The following is an 18,666-nucleotide window of genomic DNA, read 5'->3' as shown; positions in this document are numbered from 1 at the left end:
GTCAGGATCGGATCGGATCGCCTTCCGACCGCGTCAGACCGCCGGCAGCTCGCCGTCCGGCCCCACCATCCGCTTGAGCAGGTCGCGCAGCACCGTGCGCTCCCGCTCCGACAGCCCGGCCAGCGGGGCGCGCGCGAAGCCGAGCGAGCCGCGCAGCCGGTCGGCGGTCTCCTTGCCCCGGTCCGTCGCGGCGGCGAGCTTGACGCGGCGGTCGGCCGGGTCGAGCCGGCGCTCGGCGAGGCCGCGGGTCTCCAGGCGGTCGATGATCCCCGTCACGTTCGACGGCTCGCACTTCAACTGCTGGGCGATGCGGCGCATGGGCGTCGGGCCCCGGGACAGCAGCCCGAGCACCCGCGCCTGCGCGCCGGTGAGGGAGTGCTTCGCGGCGGCCTGCTCGTATTCCTCGTGATAGCGCGCGACGATGGTGCCGATGAGCTCGACGACTTCGAGCGTCAGCGGATCAGGAGGTTCGTTGCTGGAGGTCATGGGGTCCAGGGTACCCATTTATTTGACACCATGAAATATCCAGCACCATCATTGTTTCACTATCTGAAACATCCTGAAGCATCTGAGGAGGCTCACCCCCATGACCGCCACCACCCCCACCTCCGGGATACCCACCACCGGCCGTGAATGGCACCTCGTCGCCCGCCCCGAAGGGTGGCCGAAGCCGGAGGACTTCGCGCTGCGCGAGGTGCCCGTCGGCGAGCCGGGCCCCGGCCAGGTGCTGGTCCGCAACCTGTACATGTCGGTGGACCCCTACATGCGCGGCCGGATGAACGACGTGAAGTCGTACCTCCCGCCCTTCAAGCTCGACCACCCGATGAACGGCGGCGCCGTGGGCCAGGTCATCGCCTCGAACGCGGAGGGCGTCGCCGTCGGCGACCACGTCCTGCACTTCGCCGGCTGGCGCGAGTACGCGACGGTGGACGCCGAGCACGCGGTCACGGTGGACCCGGCCGCCGCCCCGCTCTCCGCGTACCTCGGCGTCCTCGGCATGACCGGGCTGACCGCGTACGCGGGCCTGCTCGAGGTCGCCTCCTTCAAGGAGGGCGACGTGGTCTTCGTCTCCGGCGCGGCGGGCGCGGTCGGCAGCGAGGTCGGCCAGATCGCCAAGCTCAAGGGCGCCTCGCGGGTCATCGGCAGCGCGGGCTCGGACGAGAAGGTCCGGCTGCTGACCCAGGAGTACGGCTTCGACGCGGCGTTCAACTACAAGGAGGGCCCGGTCGCCGAGCAGCTCAAGGAGGCCGCGCCCGACGGCATCGACGTCTACTTCGACAACGTCGGCGGCGAACACCTCGAGGCCGCCATCGGCCGCATGAACGTGCACGGACGCATCACCATCTGCGGCATGATCGCCCAGTACAACGCGACCGAGCCGCCCGCCGCCCCGCGCAACCTCGCCCTCGTCATCGGCAAGCGGTTGCGCATCCAGGGCATGCTGGTCCAGGACCACCAGCACCTCCAGCAGCGGTTCGTCGAGGAGGTCGGCGGCTGGCTGCGCGAGGGCAAGCTGCACTACCGGGAGACGGTGGTCAAGGGCATCGACAGCGCGGTGGACGCGTTCCTGGGCATGCTGCGCGGCGAGAACATCGGCAAGATGATCGTCGCACTGAACGACTGACGGCTCTCCCCAGGGCCCGCCGCCGGGCGGCGCTCACCGGCTGAGCATTCCACGGCCCCCGGCCACGCCGGGGGCCGCTGCCATGCCGGCAGGTCCTCGCGGCCGCCCTCGCGGACAACGGATGCCGTGAGGCGGACGGTAAGCGCTTGCCGAGGCCGGGGTCAAGAGGGTTGCGGGAGGTGGGGCGAGTCCTGCGCAAAGCGTTGACGTGCACTCCACGGCGGCTTATCTTCCGTCCGAAGTTACGAGCGGCATTCGAAATCACGAACAAACGCTGCTCTGGTGCAGCAGGAATGAGCCGCAATGCAACGATCCTCCCCGAGCCGCCGAAGCGTGCTCACCGGTCTCGGCGCGCTCGCCGCCGCCGGCGCCCTGGGCGCGGGCGCCACCGCCTGTGCCGCGCCCTCGTCGGTCGCCGAGGGCAAGACCCGGCTGCGCTACTGGCACCTCTTCGGCGGCGGCGACGGCGTCAACATGCGGGCGATGCTGGACGCCTACAGCGCGTCCCATCCCTCGATCGGCCTGGAAGCCGCCACCCTCCAGTGGGGCTCGCCGTACTACACCAAGCTCGGCATGGCGGGCGCGGGCGGCCGGGCCCCGGAGGTGGCGGCGCTGCACCTGGCCAGGCTCGCGGGCTTCGCGCCCGGCCGCCTCCTCGACGCCTTCGACCTCGACCTGCTCGCCGAACACGGCGTGACCCCCGCCGACTTCCCCGAGGGCATCTGGAAGCGCGGCGCGGTGGAGGGCAAGCAGTACGCCATCCCGCTCGACACCCACCCCATGGTGCTCTTCTACAACACCGAGGTGTGCGAGAAGGCCGGGCTGCTCGGCTCCGACGGCAAGCTGGCGCCGATCCACGGCGCCGAGGAGTTCACCGCCGCCCTGCGCGCCGCCAAGAAGGCCACCGGGCAGCCGGGCATGGTCACCGAGACCATCGGCGGCGACGTCATCGGCCCCTGGCGGGTGTTCTCCACCTTCTACTCCCAGACCGGCGGGAAGGTGCTGTCCGCCGACGGCCGCCGCCTCGCCCTCGACGACGCCAAGGCGCTGAAGGTGCTCCGGTACATGCGCATGCTCGTCGACGAGGGGCTGTGCGTCCGCCGGGTCGACTACCCGGGCTCCGTCGGCGTCTTCAACGGCGGCAAGACCGCCTTCTACCTCAACGGGGAATGGGAGGTCAGCTCCTTCCGCACCACCGAGCTGCCGTTCTCCATGACCCGGGTGCCGGCCCTCTTCGGCCGCCCCACCGCCCAGGCCGACTGCCACTCCTTCGTGCTGCCCCACCAGAACGACCGGGGCGGCGCCACCAACGAAGCGGCCCATGAGTTCGTGGCCTGGATGCTCAAGCACACCGTCGAGTGGGCCAAGGGCGGCCATGTGCCGGCCTATCTGCCGACGCTGAAGAACCCCGCCTACCTCAAGCTCCAGCCGCAGTCCGAATACCGCTCGGTCGTCAACGACGTCGCGCTCGACGAACCCGCCTGGTTCACCGGCTCCGCCTCCCTCATGTGGATCGCGCTCGGCTCGGTGTTCTCCGGGGTGTTCACCGGCTCCCGTACGCCCGAGGGCGCCCTGAAGGAGGCCAAGTCCCGGCTGCGCGAGCTCCTCGACACCCCCAACCCCTTCGGAGGTGCGAAATGAGCGCGCCGACCGTGACCGCGCCCCCGCCCGGCTCGTCCCCGGCCACGCCTGCCACCACCCCGCCCAGGACCGTGCGCCGCCCCTGGACCGAACACGGGCTGGTGTTCGTCGGGCCCTTCCTCGTCGTCTACGCCCTCTTCCTCCTCTGGCCGCTGCTGTACGGCGTCAAGATGAGCCTCGGCGACGACAACATCACCGGCACCGACAGCCACTTCATCGGCTTCGACAACTACGCCGAGGCCCTGCGTGACCCCGACGTGTGGTCCTCGCTGTGGAACACCGTCTGGTTCACCGTCCTGTCCACCGTCCCCCTCGTCCTCGTCGGCCTGGGCCTGGCGCTGCTCGCCCACCATCTGCGGGTGGTCCAGTGGCTGTGGCGGCTGAGCTGGTTCGCGCCCTTCCTGCTGCCGTCCGGTGTCGTCGGGCTGCTCTTCCTGTGGGTGATCTACCCCTCCGACTTCGGCTTCGCCGACCAGGCGCTGGCCTCCCTCGGCCTGCACCCCGGCATCGGCTGGCTCACCGACGAGCGCTACGCCATGCTGTCGATCGTCCTGACCACCGTGTGGTGGACCGTCGGCTTCAACTTCCTGCTGTACCTGGCCGCGCTCCAGGCCATCCCGCAACACCTCTACGAGGCGGCGGAGCTGGACGGCGCGGGCGCCTGGGCCCGGCTGCGGAACATCACCCTGCCGATGCTGCGGCGGACCACGGGCGTCGTGGTCATCCTGCAGATCCTCGCCTCGCTGAAGATCTTCGATCAGGTCTACATCATGACCGGAGGCGGCCCCGACGACGCCACCCGGCCGATCCTGCAGTACGTCTACCAGTCCGGCTTCACCGGCTACCGGATCGGCTACGCCTCCGCCGTCTCGTACCTGTTCTTCGCCCTGATCGTGATCGTCTCCCTGGTCCATCTGCGGCTGACCCGCCGCGCGAGTGAGGAGGGCGCGCGGTCATGAGCGCGGAGACAGCCGTGAAAGACGTGACACAGGTGAAAGCGGGCGCCGACGCGGGCCGCAGGGTCCGCTGGTCCCCGGGCCGGATCGGCATGCTGCTGGTCGCGCTCGCGCTGGTGGCGGTGTGGCTGGTGCCGCTGGCGTGGGCGGTGGCCACCTCGCTCAAGCCGGAGGGCGAGACCACCACCACACCGCTGAAGTGGATCGGCTCGACGATCACCTTCGACGCCTACCGCGAGGTGTGGAAGTCCGGCGACATCGGACAGTGGATGTTCAACTCCGCCTACATCTCGATCATGACGACCCTGCTGACCGTGGTGCTGTGCGCGATGGCCGCGTACGGCTTCTCGCGCACCGAGTTCCGCGGCCGCAAGGCGCTCTACGGGCTGGTGCTGGCCGGGATCATGGTGCCGCCGCAGGTGCTGATGGCCCCGCTGTTCGCGGAGATGGTCTCCATGGGGCTCGTGGACACCTACTGGGGCGTGATCCTGCCGCAGGTCGCCGTGCCCGCCATGGTGTTCATCCTGGTGAAGTTCTTCGACGGGGTGCCGCGCGAGCTGGAGGAGGCCGCGTTCGTGGACGGGGCGGGGCGGTGGCGGGTCTTCTGGACCGTGGTGATGCCGCTGTCCCGGCCGGTGCTCGCGGCCGTGGCGATCTTCACCTTCATCTCCACGTGGAACAACTTCCTGTGGCCGTTCCTGGTCACGACCGATCCCAACGGGATGACCCTGCCGGTGGGGCTGGTCAACGTCCAGTCCTCGTACGGGCTGCGCTACGCCCAGATGATGGCCTCGGTTGTGATCGCGGGCCTGCCGCTGCTGGTGGTCTTCGCGCTCTTCCAGCGCCAGATCGTGCGCGGTGTGGCCCACACGGGGCTGGCCGGCCAGTGAGGATCCCCCCACGGGGGCTTGGTGCGCCCGGCCGGGCGCACCGGGCTCCCCGCCGGTCACCTCCCCAGCACCACCGTGGTCAGCGACCGCGCGGGCAGCTCCACGCCCAGCTGGCCGCCGCGCACCCGCGCCGTCGCCACCCGGCTCAGCGAGTGGGTCTCGTCCGTGCGGTACACCGAGCCGCGCCCGGAGGCGCCCGGGCCGCCGTCCACGGCGTACTGGGCCCGCACCGGCTCCTCACCGGTGTTGAGGATCTCCAGCACCCGCGACCCGTCCCGGTTGCGGAACGCGGTGATCCTGACGTCCTCCGTCCCCGAGGACGCGGCCACCCGTACCGCCCCCGGCCGGATGAACCTGCTGTACGCGGCGAGCGCCCACAGCCGCTTGGAGACGTGGTAGTCCGCCCCGTCCAGCTGGATCAGCCCCCGCGTGGCCCCGATGGACGCCCCGAACCAGTACACGTACGCGCTGGCGCGGGCGTCCGCGAGGGTGGTGTGGATGGCCTCCGCGACCGCCAGGCCGTCATAGCCGGAGCGGTCGTCCCACGCCTCGTTCCACGTCGGGCCGTTGGGGCTCCACTCGGACATCCAGGTGCGGCGCCCGGCCGGCAGCGGCTGGTCGGAGGGGGTGACGTACGGGTGGCCGGTGTGCACGCCGACATACGCCGCGGCCCGCGGGTCCTTCTCGATCGCCGCGCTGAACTCCGCCTGCTCGTCCCACCCGGCGGCGTCGCAGCACACCAGGTTGATCCCGGCGCGGCGCACGGTCGGCCCGAGCGCCTTGACCGTCTCCACCGCCTGCTCGGGCGTGAACCGCATGGAGGCGTACGAGGTGGACAGGTCCGGCTCGTTGGTGAAGCCGAGGTCGGTGACGCGGATGCCCTCCTGGCGGTAGAACCTCGCGTACTGGACCAGGTAGTCGGCGTAGGCCCGCCGCCACTCGGGCCTCAGCGTCCCACCGTTCGCGTCCGTGCCGTTGGTCTTCATATAGCCGGGGGCGCTCCAGGCGTCGGCGTAGAAGCGCTTCACGCCGTACGCCTTGGCCTCCTTCGCCAGCCACACCTGGCCGCCGTCGTCGCCGTCCCACTGGTAGCGGGGCGTGGCGTCGGGTCCGCCCGGGTCGGTCGGCTGGATCGACTTCATGTGGTCGTACACCTCGTCCGAGGACGAGCCGATGCCCAGCCGCAGAATGCTCAGCCCGGCCCCGGATGTCCGGTCCAGCAGCAGATCCAGGACCTCCCGCTGGTGTTCGGGGGTCAGTCCGCGCGCGCCGTGCATGAGGTCGGCGCGCTGGAAGGCCTGGGAGAAGCCGAAGCCGTCGATGGGCTGGAGGCGGTGGCCGAAGTCCACCCGGCCCAAGGCCCCCGCCGGGGCGCCGTCGCCGGCACGGGCTTCCGGCACGGTCGCCGCCGTCCCCAGGAGGGCGACGGCCAGTGCGCCCGTCACAGCGGCGCGCATCACCTTGATCACGAGAGCGTCCCTTCCTCTGCCACCGAAAAACTTCCGGAACGTCACCGAAACGTCCGGGGGAAAGTAGAGGCAGCTGAGGGGCGAGTCAATCCCCCGGGAGAGGGGAGGTGTTGAGGCCAGTCGGCGCGGCGTGTCGCGCCATGTGTTTCGGAGGGGCACCGAAAACATTCCGAAGGAGAGCCGAATGATCCACCTCAAGTCGAGGCGTGCCCGGGCCGCCGCCGGCCGGTCCGGGGCCCGGCGACTCGCCGCCCTCGCGGCCGCCACGGCCCTCGCGCTGCTGCCGACGAGCGCCTCCGCCTACCCCAACCCGGGGCGGGTGACGGGCGACATCGTCGTCCACGACCCCACCATGATCCGCGCCACCGACGGCACCTATCTGCTCTACTCCACCCACGGCGGCCTCGAGGCCCGCACCTCCACCGACCGGATCGCCTTCAGCCGCTCGGGGAACGCCTTCAACACCCCGCCGTCGTGGTGGAAGAGCTACTCCGCCGGCAACGACCCCTGGGCGCCCGACATTTCGTACCAGGGCGGCAAGTACCTGATGTACTACGCCGTCTCGTCCTTCGGGTCGAGCAACTCGGCGATCGGGTTCGCGACCTCGCGGAGCGGCAAGGCGGGCACCTGGACCGACCAGGGCATCGTGCACGCCACGACCGGCAGCAGCGACTACAACGCCATCGACCCCAACCTCTTCGTCGACGGCGACGGCACGTGGTGGCTGTCCTTCGGCTCGTGGTGGTCGGGGCTGAAGATGATCCGCCTCGACCCCTCCACGGGCAAGCAGTACGCGGGCGACCGGACCGTCTACTCCATCGCCTCCCGGCCCACCGGTACCAAGGCCGTCGAGGCGCCCACGGTCGTCAAGCGCAACGGGTACTACTACCTGTTCGCCTCGTACGACACCTGCTGCGCGGGCGCCAGCTCCACGTACAAGATCAAGGTCGGCCGCGCCACCAGGCCCACCGGGCCGTACCTGGACAAGAACGGGGTCAACATGATGAACAACGGCGGCTCGGTGGTGCTGGAGTCCCACGGCCGCTACATCGGCCCCGGCGGGCAGTCCGTCATGAGCGACGTGGACGGCGACCTGCTCGTCTACCACTACTACGACGGCCAGGACAACGGCACCCCGAAGCTCGGCGTCAACCTGCTGAGCTGGAGCGGCGGTTGGCCCACCGCGTACTGATACGTCCCGACCTGACATGAACCTGACGTCAGAGGCGGGTGTATCGGCGGCGCATCCGGAGAACGACTGATCTACGCCCGTAGCGCCCCCGCCCCCGCTCCCGCCCGCGCCCGCACCGGCGACGCCGGCCGGGGGCGGGGGCGCCGCGGACCCACCCTCCCCGAGAGAAAGCGGAGATCATGACGCGAGACCGCACCTGGAACCGGCGCCGGCTGCTGAAACTCGGCGGAGGAGCCGCGGCGGGAGCCGCGCTCGGACCGGTGGCCGGGGCGGCCGGCGCGACCGCCCGCGCCGGCGAGGCCGCCCCCACGGCCGTGCCGGCGTCCAAGCGCTTCGACCTGACCCAGCCCTCGTACGACCTGTTCCGCCACGCGCGCCTGCACAACGCGAGAGTCCAGCAGTCCTTCACCTTCGACAACGTCAACCGGCGCCTCTTCGTGGCCCAGCTCAAGGACGGCTCCCCGGACGACAGCGGCGACCTGTGCATCACCCAGCTGGACTTCTCCGGCAATCAGCTCGGCTACATGTATCTGCTGGGCTTCGGCCACGGCGTGTCCATCGGCGCGCAGGCCGTGGGGTCCGACACCTATCTGTGGACCGAGGTGGACGTCAACAGCGGCGCCCGCGGCAGACGGCTGGCCCGCTTCCGCTGGAACAGCGGGGCCACCCTCTCCAACACCTCCTCCGCCCTGACCAAGCACTCGCCCGTCTCCGACGCGACGGAGACCACCTGCGCGATCGACCCGGTGAACAACCGGATGGCCATCCGCTATCTGAACACCGCGGGCAGCAGGCGGTACGCGATCTTCAACGTGAACGAGGTCGCGGCCGGCAACTACACCAACCGGCTCGCGGACTTCGCCCAGCCCAGCGACCCCGCCGTCTTCCAGGGCTACGCGCTCTACGGCTCCTACGTCTACCAGCTGACCGGAACCGCCTACAGCGACACCAACCCGTCCCCCGGCAACGCCTACACCTCCAGCGTCAACGTCAACACGGGCGCGCTGACCCAGCGGGCCTTCACCGGGGCGGGCTCGACACTGACCTACCGCGAACCGGAGGGCATGGGGGTGTACCGGACGGCGGCGGGGGAGGTCCGGCTCTTCCTCGGCTTCGCCTCCGGTGAGGCGGGCGACCGCCGCAGCAACCTCTTCTACAAGAACGTGCTCGTCTGAGTTCCGCGAGGAACTCCTCCGAGCCGGGCCCGCCGGGGGTTCCCAGCGGGCCCGGCTCGGACCGTCAGTCGTAGTACGTCACCGTCTTGGTGCCGGGATCGTTGGTGACGATGTACAGCTCGGCCCGGTTGTTGTCGCCGTCGACATACGCGTCGACGTCCCAGGTCTCGCACCCGCCCGCCGTCTGGGTGCGCGTACTCCCGACCTGCTCGTCGCCGTTCTCCGCGTCGTATTCGAAGAGGGCGTATCGGGCGTCGCCGGCGTAGGAGGTCTTGATGCACGCGTGGAACTCGCCACCGTGCGACAGGGCGGCGTCCTTGCTTCTCCAGACCTTTGAGCCCAGGTAGTCGAACCCGGTGGTGAACATCAGGTCCCAACTGGGGGGAACGTCGGCCGCGGCCGAGGGCGCGGACCCGGCCGTCACCGCGATGGGGCGCTGTTCCGCGGCCGGGCCGAACGTCGACGGCGACGCCAGGCGCGGACCGGACGAGTCGGCTGCCGCCGAGGCCGGTAACACGAGGGCTGCGACCGCCACAGCGGGCGCGAGGCGCATGGCCTTGCGAAGAGCTCTGGTCACGTGAGTACTCCTCCTGGTGGGAAGAAGCGCGAATGCTTCGATTCCAGGGTGTGGGAGATCCACCGACGAGTCCTTGACGAAGCGTGGACGGTGCTTGACGGCGCGTCTCCTCAATGAGGGGCGAATACTCAGCGGGCCGGGCTCGCGCCCAGCGTCTCGTGTCGGTAGTCGCTGGGCGGAAGCCCGTATGTGGCGCGGAAGGCGCGGGTGAAGGCGGCGTGGTGGGGGAATCCCCAACGGGCGGCTATCCGGTGGACGGGGACGGCGCGCTGCGCGGGGTCCGCCAGCTCGCGGCGGGCACGCTCCAGGCGCTGGCGGCGGATCCACGCGGCGACCGTGGTGTCCTGGGTCCGGAAGAGCCGGTGCAGATAGCTGACGGAGATGTGGTGCGCGGCGGCCACCGCGCTCGGCGTCAGCTCGGGATCGCCCAGGTGCTGCCGGATGAAGGCCTGGACGCGCAGCGCCAGATTGCGCTGGCGCGTCTCCGGCGGGAGGGCGGCTTCGTGGTCCAGGTGGTGGGCCAGCACCGCGGTCACCAGGTCGACCAGGACCGTCTCCAGGCGGGGGCCGTCGGCCGGGCCGTAGGAGCCGGTGTCCTCGGTGAGCCGGGTGAGGAACCCGGCCAGCAGGGCACCGACTCCGTCCCGCCCCGACAGCCGCCGGGTGAGCAGCCGGTCCACCCGGTCGAGGGGCAGCGGCAGGAGCCTCTTGGGGATCTCGAGCCCCACCGCCCTGGCGCGCCCGGGAGCCAGTACATGGACCTCGTAGGGCCGCGACGAGTCCACGATGTGCATCTCCTGGGGGGTGAGGGTGCCCTCCCGGCCGGCCTGGACGATCCCTTTGGTGCCCCGGAGCGCGTAGGTGAGGTGGTAGACCTCCGGATCGCACTGCCGGATCATCCTCGGGGTCCGGCACATGCGCATGGGCCGCATGCCCGCGGGCCACACGCGCGCGGCGCCGAGCCGCATGAGGCGTATCTCCGCCCAGTAGTCATCGGCATGGTCACTGCTGATCTCCGCGGGCGCCGCCGCCTTCGTCTTGGTCAGGACCTCCCGCCACAGATCGAACCGATCCGCCACCGGCACGGCATCGGTCCTGAACACCGTTTCGATCATTGCTCCCCCGTCGACCACGAGATCTGAATGCCAAAGGTAAAAGATCGGTAAACGCTCGATGGGGAAAGGGGCAAGCATGGCGCGATATCGCCCCTTGTGCCGAGGTTCGGGCCCGGCCGGGGCGGCTGGCAGGCCTGCTGTGCGGCCTGGGGTGGTCGGGGGCGGCCCGGGGGTGGCCTGATGGCGTAGGGCCGGGCGCTCGGGGTACCTGAGGGGTCCGTCCACCGACCGTTCGCCGACGAAGGGAACCGTCCGTGACCGACCGACGACTGGAAGCGCCCGGAGATCACCTCCACGCCATACCCAGGGACATGCCCGACCAGCAGGTGCACGAGGGCCCCGACCCCCTGGACGTGGACCGCTCCGGCTCCACCTATGAAGGCCCGGACGACCGCGACGACGACGTGCCCGACCTGGACGAGTCCGGCACCGGGCGGCGGGGCAGCCCGCAGCCCGGGGGCACGCGCCCGGACCATCCGATTCCGGACGAACCATCCGGGTGAAAGCGCGCGAAAGCTGCGAACATGAAAGACAAGGACTATCGCTCAGCAGCGAAGAAGGTGTCCACCATGGCCAATGTGGAAGGGCATGCCGAGCACGTTCTGGTGACCCTCAGCGGAATCTCGCGGGACGACGCCGACACGGTCTTCACTGTGCTGCACGGGTGCTACCGCTCCGACGACGCGTACGCCGGCCTGCCGCAGCACCCGCTCGAGGAACACCCGGTGGTGTGGACCTCGACCTTCGAGGTGACCCCGACCCGTACGGAGCCCGAGCCCACCGCCCTGACCGCACCCGTCACGGCCGACCTGCAGGGCTGCCCGTGCCAGGTCGAGCAGATCCGCGAGGTCCTGGCGCGCGCCTTCGTGATCGAGGACCGGGGCAAGGTCCCGGGCGACCAGGAGCGCGAGGTCGAACTCCGGCTGGTGCCGCGCGAAGCGGGCCTGGAACGCGGCTGAAGGACCCGAAGGACCCGGGGACGGGGCTCCTCGTCCGGAGGAGCCCCGCCGCGTCAGGTCCCGACGGTCCCGTCGATGCCCTCGCGGAGCAGGTCGGCGTGGCCGTTGTGCCGCCCGTATTCGAGGATCACGTGCTGCATCACCGTGCGCAGCGACACGTCCGTGCCCCATCGCGCGGCGTGCGCCGTCACATCGAGCGACTCCGCCTCCGCCTCGATCCGCCGCGCGTGTGCCATCTCCGCCTCCCAGGCCGCGAACGCCTCCGCCCGCGTGGCCTCCCGCGCGTCGTAGGCCGCCTGGAAGTCGAACGAGTCCGACCACACCAGCGGGATGTCCTCGCCGCCCATCACCCGGCGGAACCAGTTGCGCTCCACCTCGGCCATGTGCCGGACCAGCCCCAGCAGCGAGAGCGTCGAGGGCGGCATCGACTGCCGCCGCAGGTCTTCGTCAGAGAGCCCGTCGCACTTCATCGCGAGCGTCGCCCGGTGGAACTCGAGGAAGCCGCGCAGCGTCTCGCGCTCGTCCGCGATCATGGCTATGCGGGGGCGTTCGGTGGTCACGGTGGCTCCCTTTCAGTGCTCTTCGGCCGGGGTCAGTGAATCACGGAGTCCGGGGCCGGTGGCGGTCGTCGATCCAGTTGCCGTGGAAGCCGAACGGCACCCGGGCCGGCAGATGGACCGTGGCGACGGGCCCGGCGGCGAGGTCGTCCGCGTCCAGGACGACCAGGTCGCTGCGGTCGGTGGCGGCGTCGTGGACGTACGTCATGAGCCAGCCGGGGCCGCCGGCCACCTCGTCGGCGGGGGCGAAGGCGGCCTCGCCGGGGGTGCGGCCGGGACCGAAGTCGTAGGCGGTCGTGGCCCCGGTGGCCAGGTCGTAACGGACCAGTGAGCGCTCGCAGGTCAGATGCCCGTGGGCGGAGGCGAGCCCGGTCAGCCGGTCGTCGATCCGGGGGAACTCGCCCGGCCGGTCGTCGCACTGCTCCTCGCGGACCGTCCCGGCCGCCGGGTCGATCGTCCACTTCCACAGGACCGCGTCCCGGGGCGGGGTGACGCCGTGGTCGGTCCGCCGCCAGATCTCCGGGTAGCGCATCACATGCATCACGAGGGTGCCGTCCGGCGCGTCGTAGGCGTTGAGGGAGTGGAAGACGTAACACGGGTCGATGGCGAACCACCGCACCTCGCCTTGCGGGTCGTCGCGGCGCAGCACGCCCAGCCGGGCGCCGTATCCGTCGTCCCAGCGGTAGGGCATGGTGCGGCCCGCCAGGGCGAGGTCGGGGTCGAAGACGACGGGCAGGTCCATGAAGACGACGTGTCCGGCGGTCAGGCAGAAGTCGTGCAGCATGGTCGGTCCTGGCACCTCGACGGCCCTGCTGACGACCAGTTCGCCGGAGGCGTCGGCCCGGTGGTAGGTGAGGTGGGTGGGTTCGAGCATCCCGTAGCCGAAGAAGTGCAGCTCGCCGGTGGCCGGGCAGGTCTTGGGGTGGGCGGTCATGGCGGTGTGCAGCCTGCCGCCGAAGTCGTAGGGGCCCTTGGTGTCCAGGTCGGGGGTCAGCTCGTAGGGCAGGGTCGTCTCGGCCAGGGCCAGCGTGCGGCCGGCGTGCCGGACGACGTGGGTGTTGGCCGGGCCGGCGGCCAGGTCGCGGTGGCCCCGCTCGTCGTGGATCCGCGCCCCGTCGGTGAGGCTGCGGGTGCGCACCCAGCGGTTGCGGTAGGAGACGGCCCGCCCGGCCTCGAGCCGCAGCCCGTGGATCATTCCGTCGCCGAAGAACCAATGTCCGGAGGCGGCGTCGGCCGGGTTGGGCCCGTTGCGCAGGTACCAGCCGGTCAGCTCGGGCGGGATCGTGCCGGTCACCGGCAGGTCGTGGGCGGTGAGTTCCTCGGAGACCGGGGCGTAGTTCCCGGCGAGGTGCCGCGGGGTCATCGGGCCGACTGCCCGGCGCGGGCCTGGACATGGGCGACGTAGCGGACGGTGAAGACCATCGGGACGGCGAAGCCGGCGACCTGCACGAGCGTGGCGGGGGTCGAGTGGCCGTGTCCGGACTGCGCCTCGAAGGCGAGTGCGAGGGCGGTCAGGGCGAAGGCCGCGGTCCATGCGGCGGTGATGACGACGTTGGTGCGGACGAACGGCCTCAGGCCCCAGACCTCGCGCGGGGTGGTGCGCTTGGCGATGCCCAGCGTGAACGGCTTGCCGATGGCCAGCGAGACCCCGGCGATGACCGCGAGGGTGCCCGAGGAGAGCGCCGCCGAGTAGTCATGCACCCCCGAGTCGTGATCGGCGAAGGCGACGACGGCCAGGACGGCGAAGAAGACCGCCGAGCCCAGCTCGATGATCAGCGCGTCGAGCCCGACTCCGGCCCGTACCTGTCCGGCGATCAGCGCCACCGCGACCACCAGCGCGGCCGACGCGCCCCACTGCCAGCTCCCGGAGGGCAGCGCGGCGAAGACGATCCACGGCAGGAACGTGCGCAGGTAGGTCATTGGTCTCCCCGTTCTGAGCTTCTGAGGTTCTGAAGCAAGGTGTCGCTTCTGACATGTCAAAAGTAGAAGGTCGAGCCGCGACATGTCAATTGTGGAAGGTAAGCTGGAGCGCATGAGCCTTCGACACGCGCTGCTCGGCCTGCTCGCGGAGCGCCCCGCCAGCGGATACGACCTGCTCAAGCGGTTCGAGACCTCGCTGGCCACCGTCTGGCCGGCGACCCAGAGCCAGATCTACACGGAGCTGACCAAACTCGCGGGCGGCGGCCTGATCACGGTGGCCGCCGAGGGCCCGCGCGGCCGCAAGGAGTACGCCATCGCCGACGCCGGGCTGGCCGAGTTGCGCCACTGGCTGACGGAGACCAAGCCGCAGCGGAACACCCGCAGCGACATCCTGCTGCGGGTGTTCTTCCTTGGGGTGCTGAAACCCGAGCAGGCGCGCGCCTACCTGACCGGGCTGGCCGAGATGTCCGAGCAGGGCCACGAGGACCTGAGCCGGCTGGCGGAGTCCATCGACTGGGGCGACGACGACCTCTCGGTCTACGGCCGGATCGCCCTGGAGTACGGCCTGCGGTTCAACGCGATGCGCCGCGAATGGGCCGAGTGGGCCGCCGAACAGATCACGTAGGGACCGGTCCGCCTCGGCGGACCCGCCGGGGTCGCGGTGCGCGAGGCGTTGACGCGCGGGAGGCTAGATCTTACGGTCTCGTTCGAAGTCGCGATCGACATCCGAGATTTCGGACACTGTGACGCGCGCCAGCGCAGGAGAGAGACGCCGCCATGCAGCCGACGCCCCCCAGCACCACCCCCGCCGACACCCCCGCTCCCGCCCGTCCGGCCCGCTTCGCCATCGACCCTGCCTTCGCCGTGGGGGACGTCGACCCCCGCGTGTTCGGGTCGTTCGTCGAGCACCTCGGCCGCTGCGTCTACACCGGCGTTTACGAACCCGGTCATCCCAGCGCCGACGAGGCCGGCCTGCGCACCGACGTCCTGGAGCTGATCCGCGAGCTCGGCGTCACCGTCATCCGCTACCCGGGCGGCAACTTCGTCTCCGGCTACAAGTGGGAGGACGGCGTCGGGCCCGTCGAGGAGCGCCCGCGCCGCCTGGACCTGGCCTGGCGGTCGACCGAGACCAACCGGTTCGGGCTCGCCGAGTACATCGACTTCCTCCGCAAGGTCGGCGGAGAGCCGATGATGGCGCTCAACCTCGGCACGCGCGGGGTGGCCGAGGCGCTGGAACTCCAGGAGTACGCCAACCACCCCTCCGACACCGCCCTGTCCGACCTGCGCGTGGCACACGGCGACAAGGACCCGTACGGCATCCGGCTGTGGTGCCTGGGCAACGAGATGGACGGGCCCTGGCAGACCGGCCACAAGACGGCCGAGGAGTACGGGCGGCTGGCCGCCGAGACCGCCCGCGCGATGCGGCAGATCGACCCGGACGTGGAGCTGGTGGCCTGCGGCAGCTCCTCGCAGGCCATGCCGACCTTCGCGGAGTGGGAGGCCACCGTCCTGCGGGAGACCTACGACCTGGTCGACTACATCTCCCTGCACGCCTACTACGAAGAACTCGACGGCGACCGCGACTCCTTCCTCGCCTCGGCCGTCGACATGGAGTCCTTCATCGAGAACGTGGTCGCCACCTGCGACCACGTGGGCGCCCGGCTGAAGTCCAAGAAGAAGATCAACCTCTCCTTCGACGAGTGGAACGTCTGGTACCTGACCCGCTTCCAGGACGCCGAGCCGCCCAACTGGGAGGAGGCCCCCCGGCTCCTGGAGGACAACTACTCCGTCACCGACGCCGTCGTCTTCGGCTCGCTGCTCATCGCGCTGCTGCGCCACGCCGACCGGGTCACCGTCGCCTGCCTCGCCCAACTCGTCAACGTCATCGCGCCGATCATGACCGAGCCGGGCGGCCCGGCCTGGAAGCAGACCACCTTCTTCCCCTTCGCGCAGGCCTCGCGGCACGGGCGCGGACGGGTCCTCCAGGTCAACGTGGACAGCCCGACGTATGAGACGGCCAAGTACGGCGAGGTGCCGCTGCTGCACGCCACCGCCGTCGCGGACGAGGAGACCGGCGAGGTCACCATCTTCGCCGTCAACCGCGCCCAGACGGCCCCGCTGCCCCTGGAGGTGGACCTGCGCGGCCTGTCCGTGGCCCGCGTCGTCGAGCACAGCGTCCTCGCCGACGCCGACCCCGAGGCCCGCAACACCCTGGCCGAGCCCGAGCGCGTCGCCCCGCACGCCGCGACCGGCACGGAGCTGGACGGCGGGCTGCTGCGGGCCACGCTGGAGCCGATGTCCTGGAACGTCATCCGGCTGGGGTGAGCGGGCCGGGGCGCAGACGATGGCGGAGCCGGAGTGGGCCCTTCACCGGAACGGGTGATTCGGTGGGGGAATGTCAGTCCGGACAACTACGCTGAGTGGCAGGATCAGCCCTCGGCAGGAGGCATGCGGTGACCATCATGATCGATCGCCCCACGGAGACGATGAAGGCATCGAGCGGAGGAGAGGCATCGAAGGCAGGGTCCTTCGAGGAGCTGTGTCGGCTGCTGCCCGAGTTGCACGTGCCCGATGGCTACCGGGCGGAAATCATCAGGGGGAGCATCGTCGTGTCGCCGTGGTCTCAGGGGTACTACGCGCCGATCATCTGGGCGATCTGCGAGCACCTGCAGCCCTTCGCACCGGAAGGGCACAAGGCCGCGAGCACTCCGTACCTCTTCACGTTTCCCGCATCGGAGCGTGCCTATGGGCCGGACGTCTACGTAGCCGATGCCTCGGCCTTTCGGACGAGGTCCCGCTACATCGAAGGGGAAGCTCTCTCGCTCGTCGCCGAGCTCACGTCCATCGCGACCCGCGCCAACGACCTGAGCGACAAGGCAGAGGTCTACGGCAAGAGCGGCGTGCCCGTGTACCTGCTGCTCGACATGCAGAACGAGACGACGACCGTCTTCTGGACACCGTCCTCGAGGGGCTATGTCTCCCACCTCACCGTTCCGTTCGGTGAGAAGGTGCACATTCCCGCTCCGTTCGACTGTGAGCTCGACACCGCGTCCTTCGCGGCTCCCGAAGACGAGAGCGAATCGTAAGACGCGTGTGCCTGACCCCGCCGGGGCCAGGCACACGCGGTCACCGCGCTGCCGTACCCGCTGGAGGGGCCGGTCAGGCGTTCCGGTTCACGCCGACCGTGAGGTTGCCCCGGTAGCCGGCGGACGGCGACAAGGCCAGCCTGGTCGGACACGGCGACAACAACGCCAGTGAGGACACCGGCCATCTGAAGGTGACGTACCACCACAACTGGTTCAGCAACGTCTACTCGCGGATCCCGAGCCTGCGGTTCGGCACCGGGCACTTCTACGAAACCCGACCGCACCGCCCCACCGGAGCCGACTCCGGTGGGGCGGTGCTCCCCGCGCGCCGTACGCTCTTCAACAGGGGTACAACCCGGCCCACTAAGCTACGGCCCCATGCGTGATCTTGCGGCCGGGTTCGGCTATCTGGTGAAGGGGCAGCGCTGGGTCGCCCGGCACGGACGGTGGTGGGGGTTCGGGATGATTCCCGCGCTCATCACCCTCGTCGGGTACGCGGCGGCACTGGTCGCGCTGTTCTTCTGGACCGACGACCTCATCGGGTGGGCCACCCCCTTCGCCGACGGCTGGCCCTCGCCGTGGCTCGACGTCTTCCGGGGCGCGCTCGCCGTCCTCTTCGTCGGTGTGTGCCTCTTCCTCGCCATCCTCACCTTCACCGCGGTCACGCTGCTGGTCGGCCAGCCCTTCTACGAATCCCTCTCCGAGCAGGTCGACATCACCGAGGGCGGCACCGCCCCCGAGTCCGGCCTGCCGCTGTGGCGCGAGCTGTGGATCGGCCTGCGGGAGGCCATCGCGCTGGTGATACGGGCGGCGATCTGGGGCGCGCTGTTCTTCGCCCTCGGCTTCGTGCCGGTGGTCGGCCAGACGGTGATCCCGGTGCTCGCCTTCTGCGTCACGGGCTTCTTCCTGGCCGAGGAGCTCACGTCGATCGCGCTGCTGCGGCGCGGGGTGCTCCTCAAGGAGAGGCGCCGGCTGCTGAAGGGCCGCCGGATGTTCACCCTCGGCTTCGGCGTCCCGCTGGCGCTGGCCTTCCTGCTGCCGCTGGTGGCGGTGTTCCTGATGCCGGGGGCGGTGGCGGGCGCCACGCTGTTCGTGCGGGACCTGATGGGGGAGCAGGCGCGCCAGGACGACGACGACGGAACCGGGGACGACGACCGCACGCAGCCGGGCCACCCCGCGGCGCCTTATTCCGGGGCGCAGTCGTAGCGGCTACGGGGCGAAGCGAACCGTCACGTTCGCCCAGCCATCCGGACTCGCGTACCGCCATTCGCCGACTTCATCAGCCGACAGCATCGCCTCGGAGTACAGGACTGCGACGAGGAGTTTCCAGGGCTCGTCCCGCTCGGCGGTTTCCTCGAGGGCCAGGTCCCGTAGCGATGCGGAGGCCGCATTGAAGATGGCGGTGCGGATCTCGAAATACCGTGTGCGGTCGGCTTTTCCTGTGGTGACGCCGGATGTGCTGATGAACGTCCATTCGGCGTGCCAGGGGCCGTCTGCCATGGGGG

The 18,666-nt window shown here is 70.4% G+C and carries 20 protein-coding genes and 1 pseudogene; 13 read left to right on the top strand and 8 right to left on the bottom strand.

Annotated elements, in window-relative coordinates:
- Positions 1–33: 33 nt before the first annotated feature.
- The gene (locus tag ABFY07_RS09415) at positions 34–504 is read right to left on the bottom strand and encodes a MarR family winged helix-turn-helix transcriptional regulator (protein ID WP_428836889.1); all 471 of its coding nucleotides are present in this window, start codon (positions 502–504) and stop codon (positions 34–36) included.
- Between the two features lie 82 nt (positions 505–586).
- On the opposite strand from ABFY07_RS09415, the gene ABFY07_RS09410 reads away from it, so the two are divergent.
- From ABFY07_RS09410 to ABFY07_RS09395, 4 genes are all read left to right on the top strand, one after another.
- Entirely contained in the window at positions 587–1,624 is a 1,038-nt protein-coding gene (locus tag ABFY07_RS09410) for an NADP-dependent oxidoreductase (RefSeq protein ID WP_346174005.1), read from the top strand.
- A 303-nt stretch (positions 1,625–1,927) separates the two neighbouring features.
- Positions 1,928–3,265, top strand: coding sequence for an extracellular solute-binding protein (locus ABFY07_RS09405; protein ID WP_346174004.1), 1,338 nt, complete (start codon positions 1,928–1,930; stop codon positions 3,263–3,265).
- Complete coding sequence (locus ABFY07_RS09400; protein WP_346174003.1) at positions 3,262–4,224, top strand: carbohydrate ABC transporter permease; 963 nt, start codon at positions 3,262–3,264, stop codon at positions 4,222–4,224. Before ABFY07_RS09405 ends, ABFY07_RS09400 begins: the two co-directional genes overlap by 4 nt.
- Complete coding sequence (locus ABFY07_RS09395; protein ID WP_346174002.1) at positions 4,221–5,111, top strand: carbohydrate ABC transporter permease; 891 nt, start codon at positions 4,221–4,223, stop codon at positions 5,109–5,111. Before ABFY07_RS09400 ends, ABFY07_RS09395 begins: the two co-directional genes overlap by 4 nt.
- A 56-nt stretch (positions 5,112–5,167) precedes the next feature.
- On the opposite strand, the gene ABFY07_RS09390 is transcribed toward ABFY07_RS09395, so the two are convergent.
- A complete protein-coding gene (locus ABFY07_RS09390; RefSeq protein ID WP_346174001.1) occupies positions 5,168–6,580 on the bottom strand; it encodes a glycoside hydrolase family 30 protein in 1,413 nt (470 codons plus the stop codon).
- Between the two features lie 184 nt (positions 6,581–6,764).
- Between ABFY07_RS09390 and ABFY07_RS09385 the strand changes: the two genes are divergently transcribed.
- Together ABFY07_RS09385 and ABFY07_RS09380 are read left to right on the top strand one after the other, a co-directional pair.
- Positions 6,765–7,772: an arabinan endo-1,5-alpha-L-arabinosidase gene (locus ABFY07_RS09385; RefSeq protein ID WP_346174000.1), complete on the top strand. Its 1,008-nt coding sequence runs from the start codon at positions 6,765–6,767 to the stop codon at positions 7,770–7,772.
- Between the two features lie 179 nt (positions 7,773–7,951).
- Positions 7,952–8,947, top strand: coding sequence for a phage baseplate protein (locus ABFY07_RS09380; protein WP_346173999.1), 996 nt, complete (start codon positions 7,952–7,954; stop codon positions 8,945–8,947).
- A gap of 64 nt (positions 8,948–9,011) precedes the next feature.
- On the opposite strand, the gene ABFY07_RS09375 is transcribed toward ABFY07_RS09380, so the two are convergent.
- Positions 9,012–9,524 carry a hypothetical protein gene (locus ABFY07_RS09375; RefSeq protein ID WP_346173998.1) on the bottom strand — a complete coding sequence of 171 codons (513 nt, stop codon included), beginning with the start codon at positions 9,522–9,524 and terminating at the stop codon, positions 9,012–9,014.
- A gap of 128 nt (positions 9,525–9,652) precedes the next feature.
- Entirely contained in the window at positions 9,653–10,639 is a 987-nt protein-coding gene (locus ABFY07_RS09370; RefSeq protein WP_428836888.1) for an AraC-like ligand-binding domain-containing protein, read from the bottom strand.
- A 254-nt stretch (positions 10,640–10,893) separates the two neighbouring features.
- On the opposite strand from ABFY07_RS09370, the gene ABFY07_RS09365 reads away from it, so the two are divergent.
- Positions 10,894–11,142 carry a hypothetical protein gene (locus ABFY07_RS09365; protein WP_346173996.1) on the top strand — a complete coding sequence of 83 codons (249 nt, stop codon included), beginning with the start codon at positions 10,894–10,896 and terminating at the stop codon, positions 11,140–11,142.
- A gap of 21 nt (positions 11,143–11,163) precedes the next feature.
- A complete protein-coding gene (locus ABFY07_RS09360; protein WP_346173995.1) occupies positions 11,164–11,598 on the top strand; it encodes a hypothetical protein in 435 nt (144 codons plus the stop codon).
- Positions 11,599–11,651: 53 nt separating this feature from the next.
- On the opposite strand, the gene ABFY07_RS09355 is transcribed toward ABFY07_RS09360, so the two are convergent.
- From ABFY07_RS09355 to ABFY07_RS09345, 3 genes are read right to left on the bottom strand one after another with little or no spacing between them, the layout of a single operon-like run.
- Positions 11,652–12,158: a DinB family protein gene (locus ABFY07_RS09355; protein ID WP_428836887.1), complete on the bottom strand. Its 507-nt coding sequence runs from the start codon at positions 12,156–12,158 to the stop codon at positions 11,652–11,654.
- 40 nt (positions 12,159–12,198) lie between these two features.
- Entirely contained in the window at positions 12,199–13,518 is a 1,320-nt protein-coding gene (locus ABFY07_RS09350) for a carotenoid oxygenase family protein (RefSeq protein WP_346173994.1), read from the bottom strand.
- Positions 13,515–14,075 (bottom strand): hypothetical protein, encoded by a 561-nt coding sequence (locus ABFY07_RS09345; RefSeq protein ID WP_346173993.1) that lies wholly within the window; start codon positions 14,073–14,075, stop codon positions 13,515–13,517. Before ABFY07_RS09345 ends, ABFY07_RS09350 begins: the two co-directional genes overlap by 4 nt.
- A gap of 112 nt (positions 14,076–14,187) precedes the next feature.
- On the opposite strand from ABFY07_RS09345, the gene ABFY07_RS09340 reads away from it, so the two are divergent.
- The 5 genes and pseudogenes from ABFY07_RS09340 (at position 14,188) to ABFY07_RS09320 (ending at position 18,367) form a co-directional block, all read left to right on the top strand.
- Positions 14,188–14,700 carry a PadR family transcriptional regulator gene (locus tag ABFY07_RS09340; RefSeq protein ID WP_346173992.1) on the top strand — a complete coding sequence of 171 codons (513 nt, stop codon included), beginning with the start codon at positions 14,188–14,190 and terminating at the stop codon, positions 14,698–14,700.
- Positions 14,701–14,852: 152 nt separating this feature from the next.
- The gene (gene arfA / locus ABFY07_RS09335; protein ID WP_346173991.1) at positions 14,853–16,400 is read left to right on the top strand and encodes an arabinosylfuranosidase ArfA; all 1,548 of its coding nucleotides are present in this window, start codon (positions 14,853–14,855) and stop codon (positions 16,398–16,400) included.
- Between the two features lie 137 nt (positions 16,401–16,537).
- Positions 16,538–17,161 carry a Uma2 family endonuclease gene (locus tag ABFY07_RS09330; protein ID WP_346174045.1) on the top strand — a complete coding sequence of 208 codons (624 nt, stop codon included), beginning with the start codon at positions 16,538–16,540 and terminating at the stop codon, positions 17,159–17,161.
- A gap of 122 nt (positions 17,162–17,283) precedes the next feature.
- Positions 17,284–17,433 (top strand): annotated as a pseudogene (locus ABFY07_RS09325) (pectate lyase family protein); the annotation flags it as partial.
- A 106-nt stretch (positions 17,434–17,539) separates the two neighbouring features.
- Complete coding sequence (locus ABFY07_RS09320; protein ID WP_346173990.1) at positions 17,540–18,367, top strand: EI24 domain-containing protein; 828 nt, start codon at positions 17,540–17,542, stop codon at positions 18,365–18,367.
- A 3-nt stretch (positions 18,368–18,370) separates the two neighbouring features.
- Here ABFY07_RS09320 and ABFY07_RS09315 read toward each other — a convergent pair whose 3' ends face one another.
- Positions 18,371–18,661 carry a hypothetical protein gene (locus tag ABFY07_RS09315; protein ID WP_346173989.1) on the bottom strand — a complete coding sequence of 97 codons (291 nt, stop codon included), beginning with the start codon at positions 18,659–18,661 and terminating at the stop codon, positions 18,371–18,373.
- Positions 18,662–18,666: the final 5 nt, after the last annotated feature.

Source organism: Streptomyces sparsogenes subsp. cuspidosporus (assembly GCF_039532705.1).
In the GTDB taxonomy this organism is placed as follows: Bacteria; Actinomycetota; Actinomycetes; order Streptomycetales; family Streptomycetaceae; genus Streptomyces; species Streptomyces sparsogenes.
The sequence above is the reverse complement of the archived record's forward strand: the minus strand, read 5'-3'. Positions and strand labels throughout refer to the sequence as shown.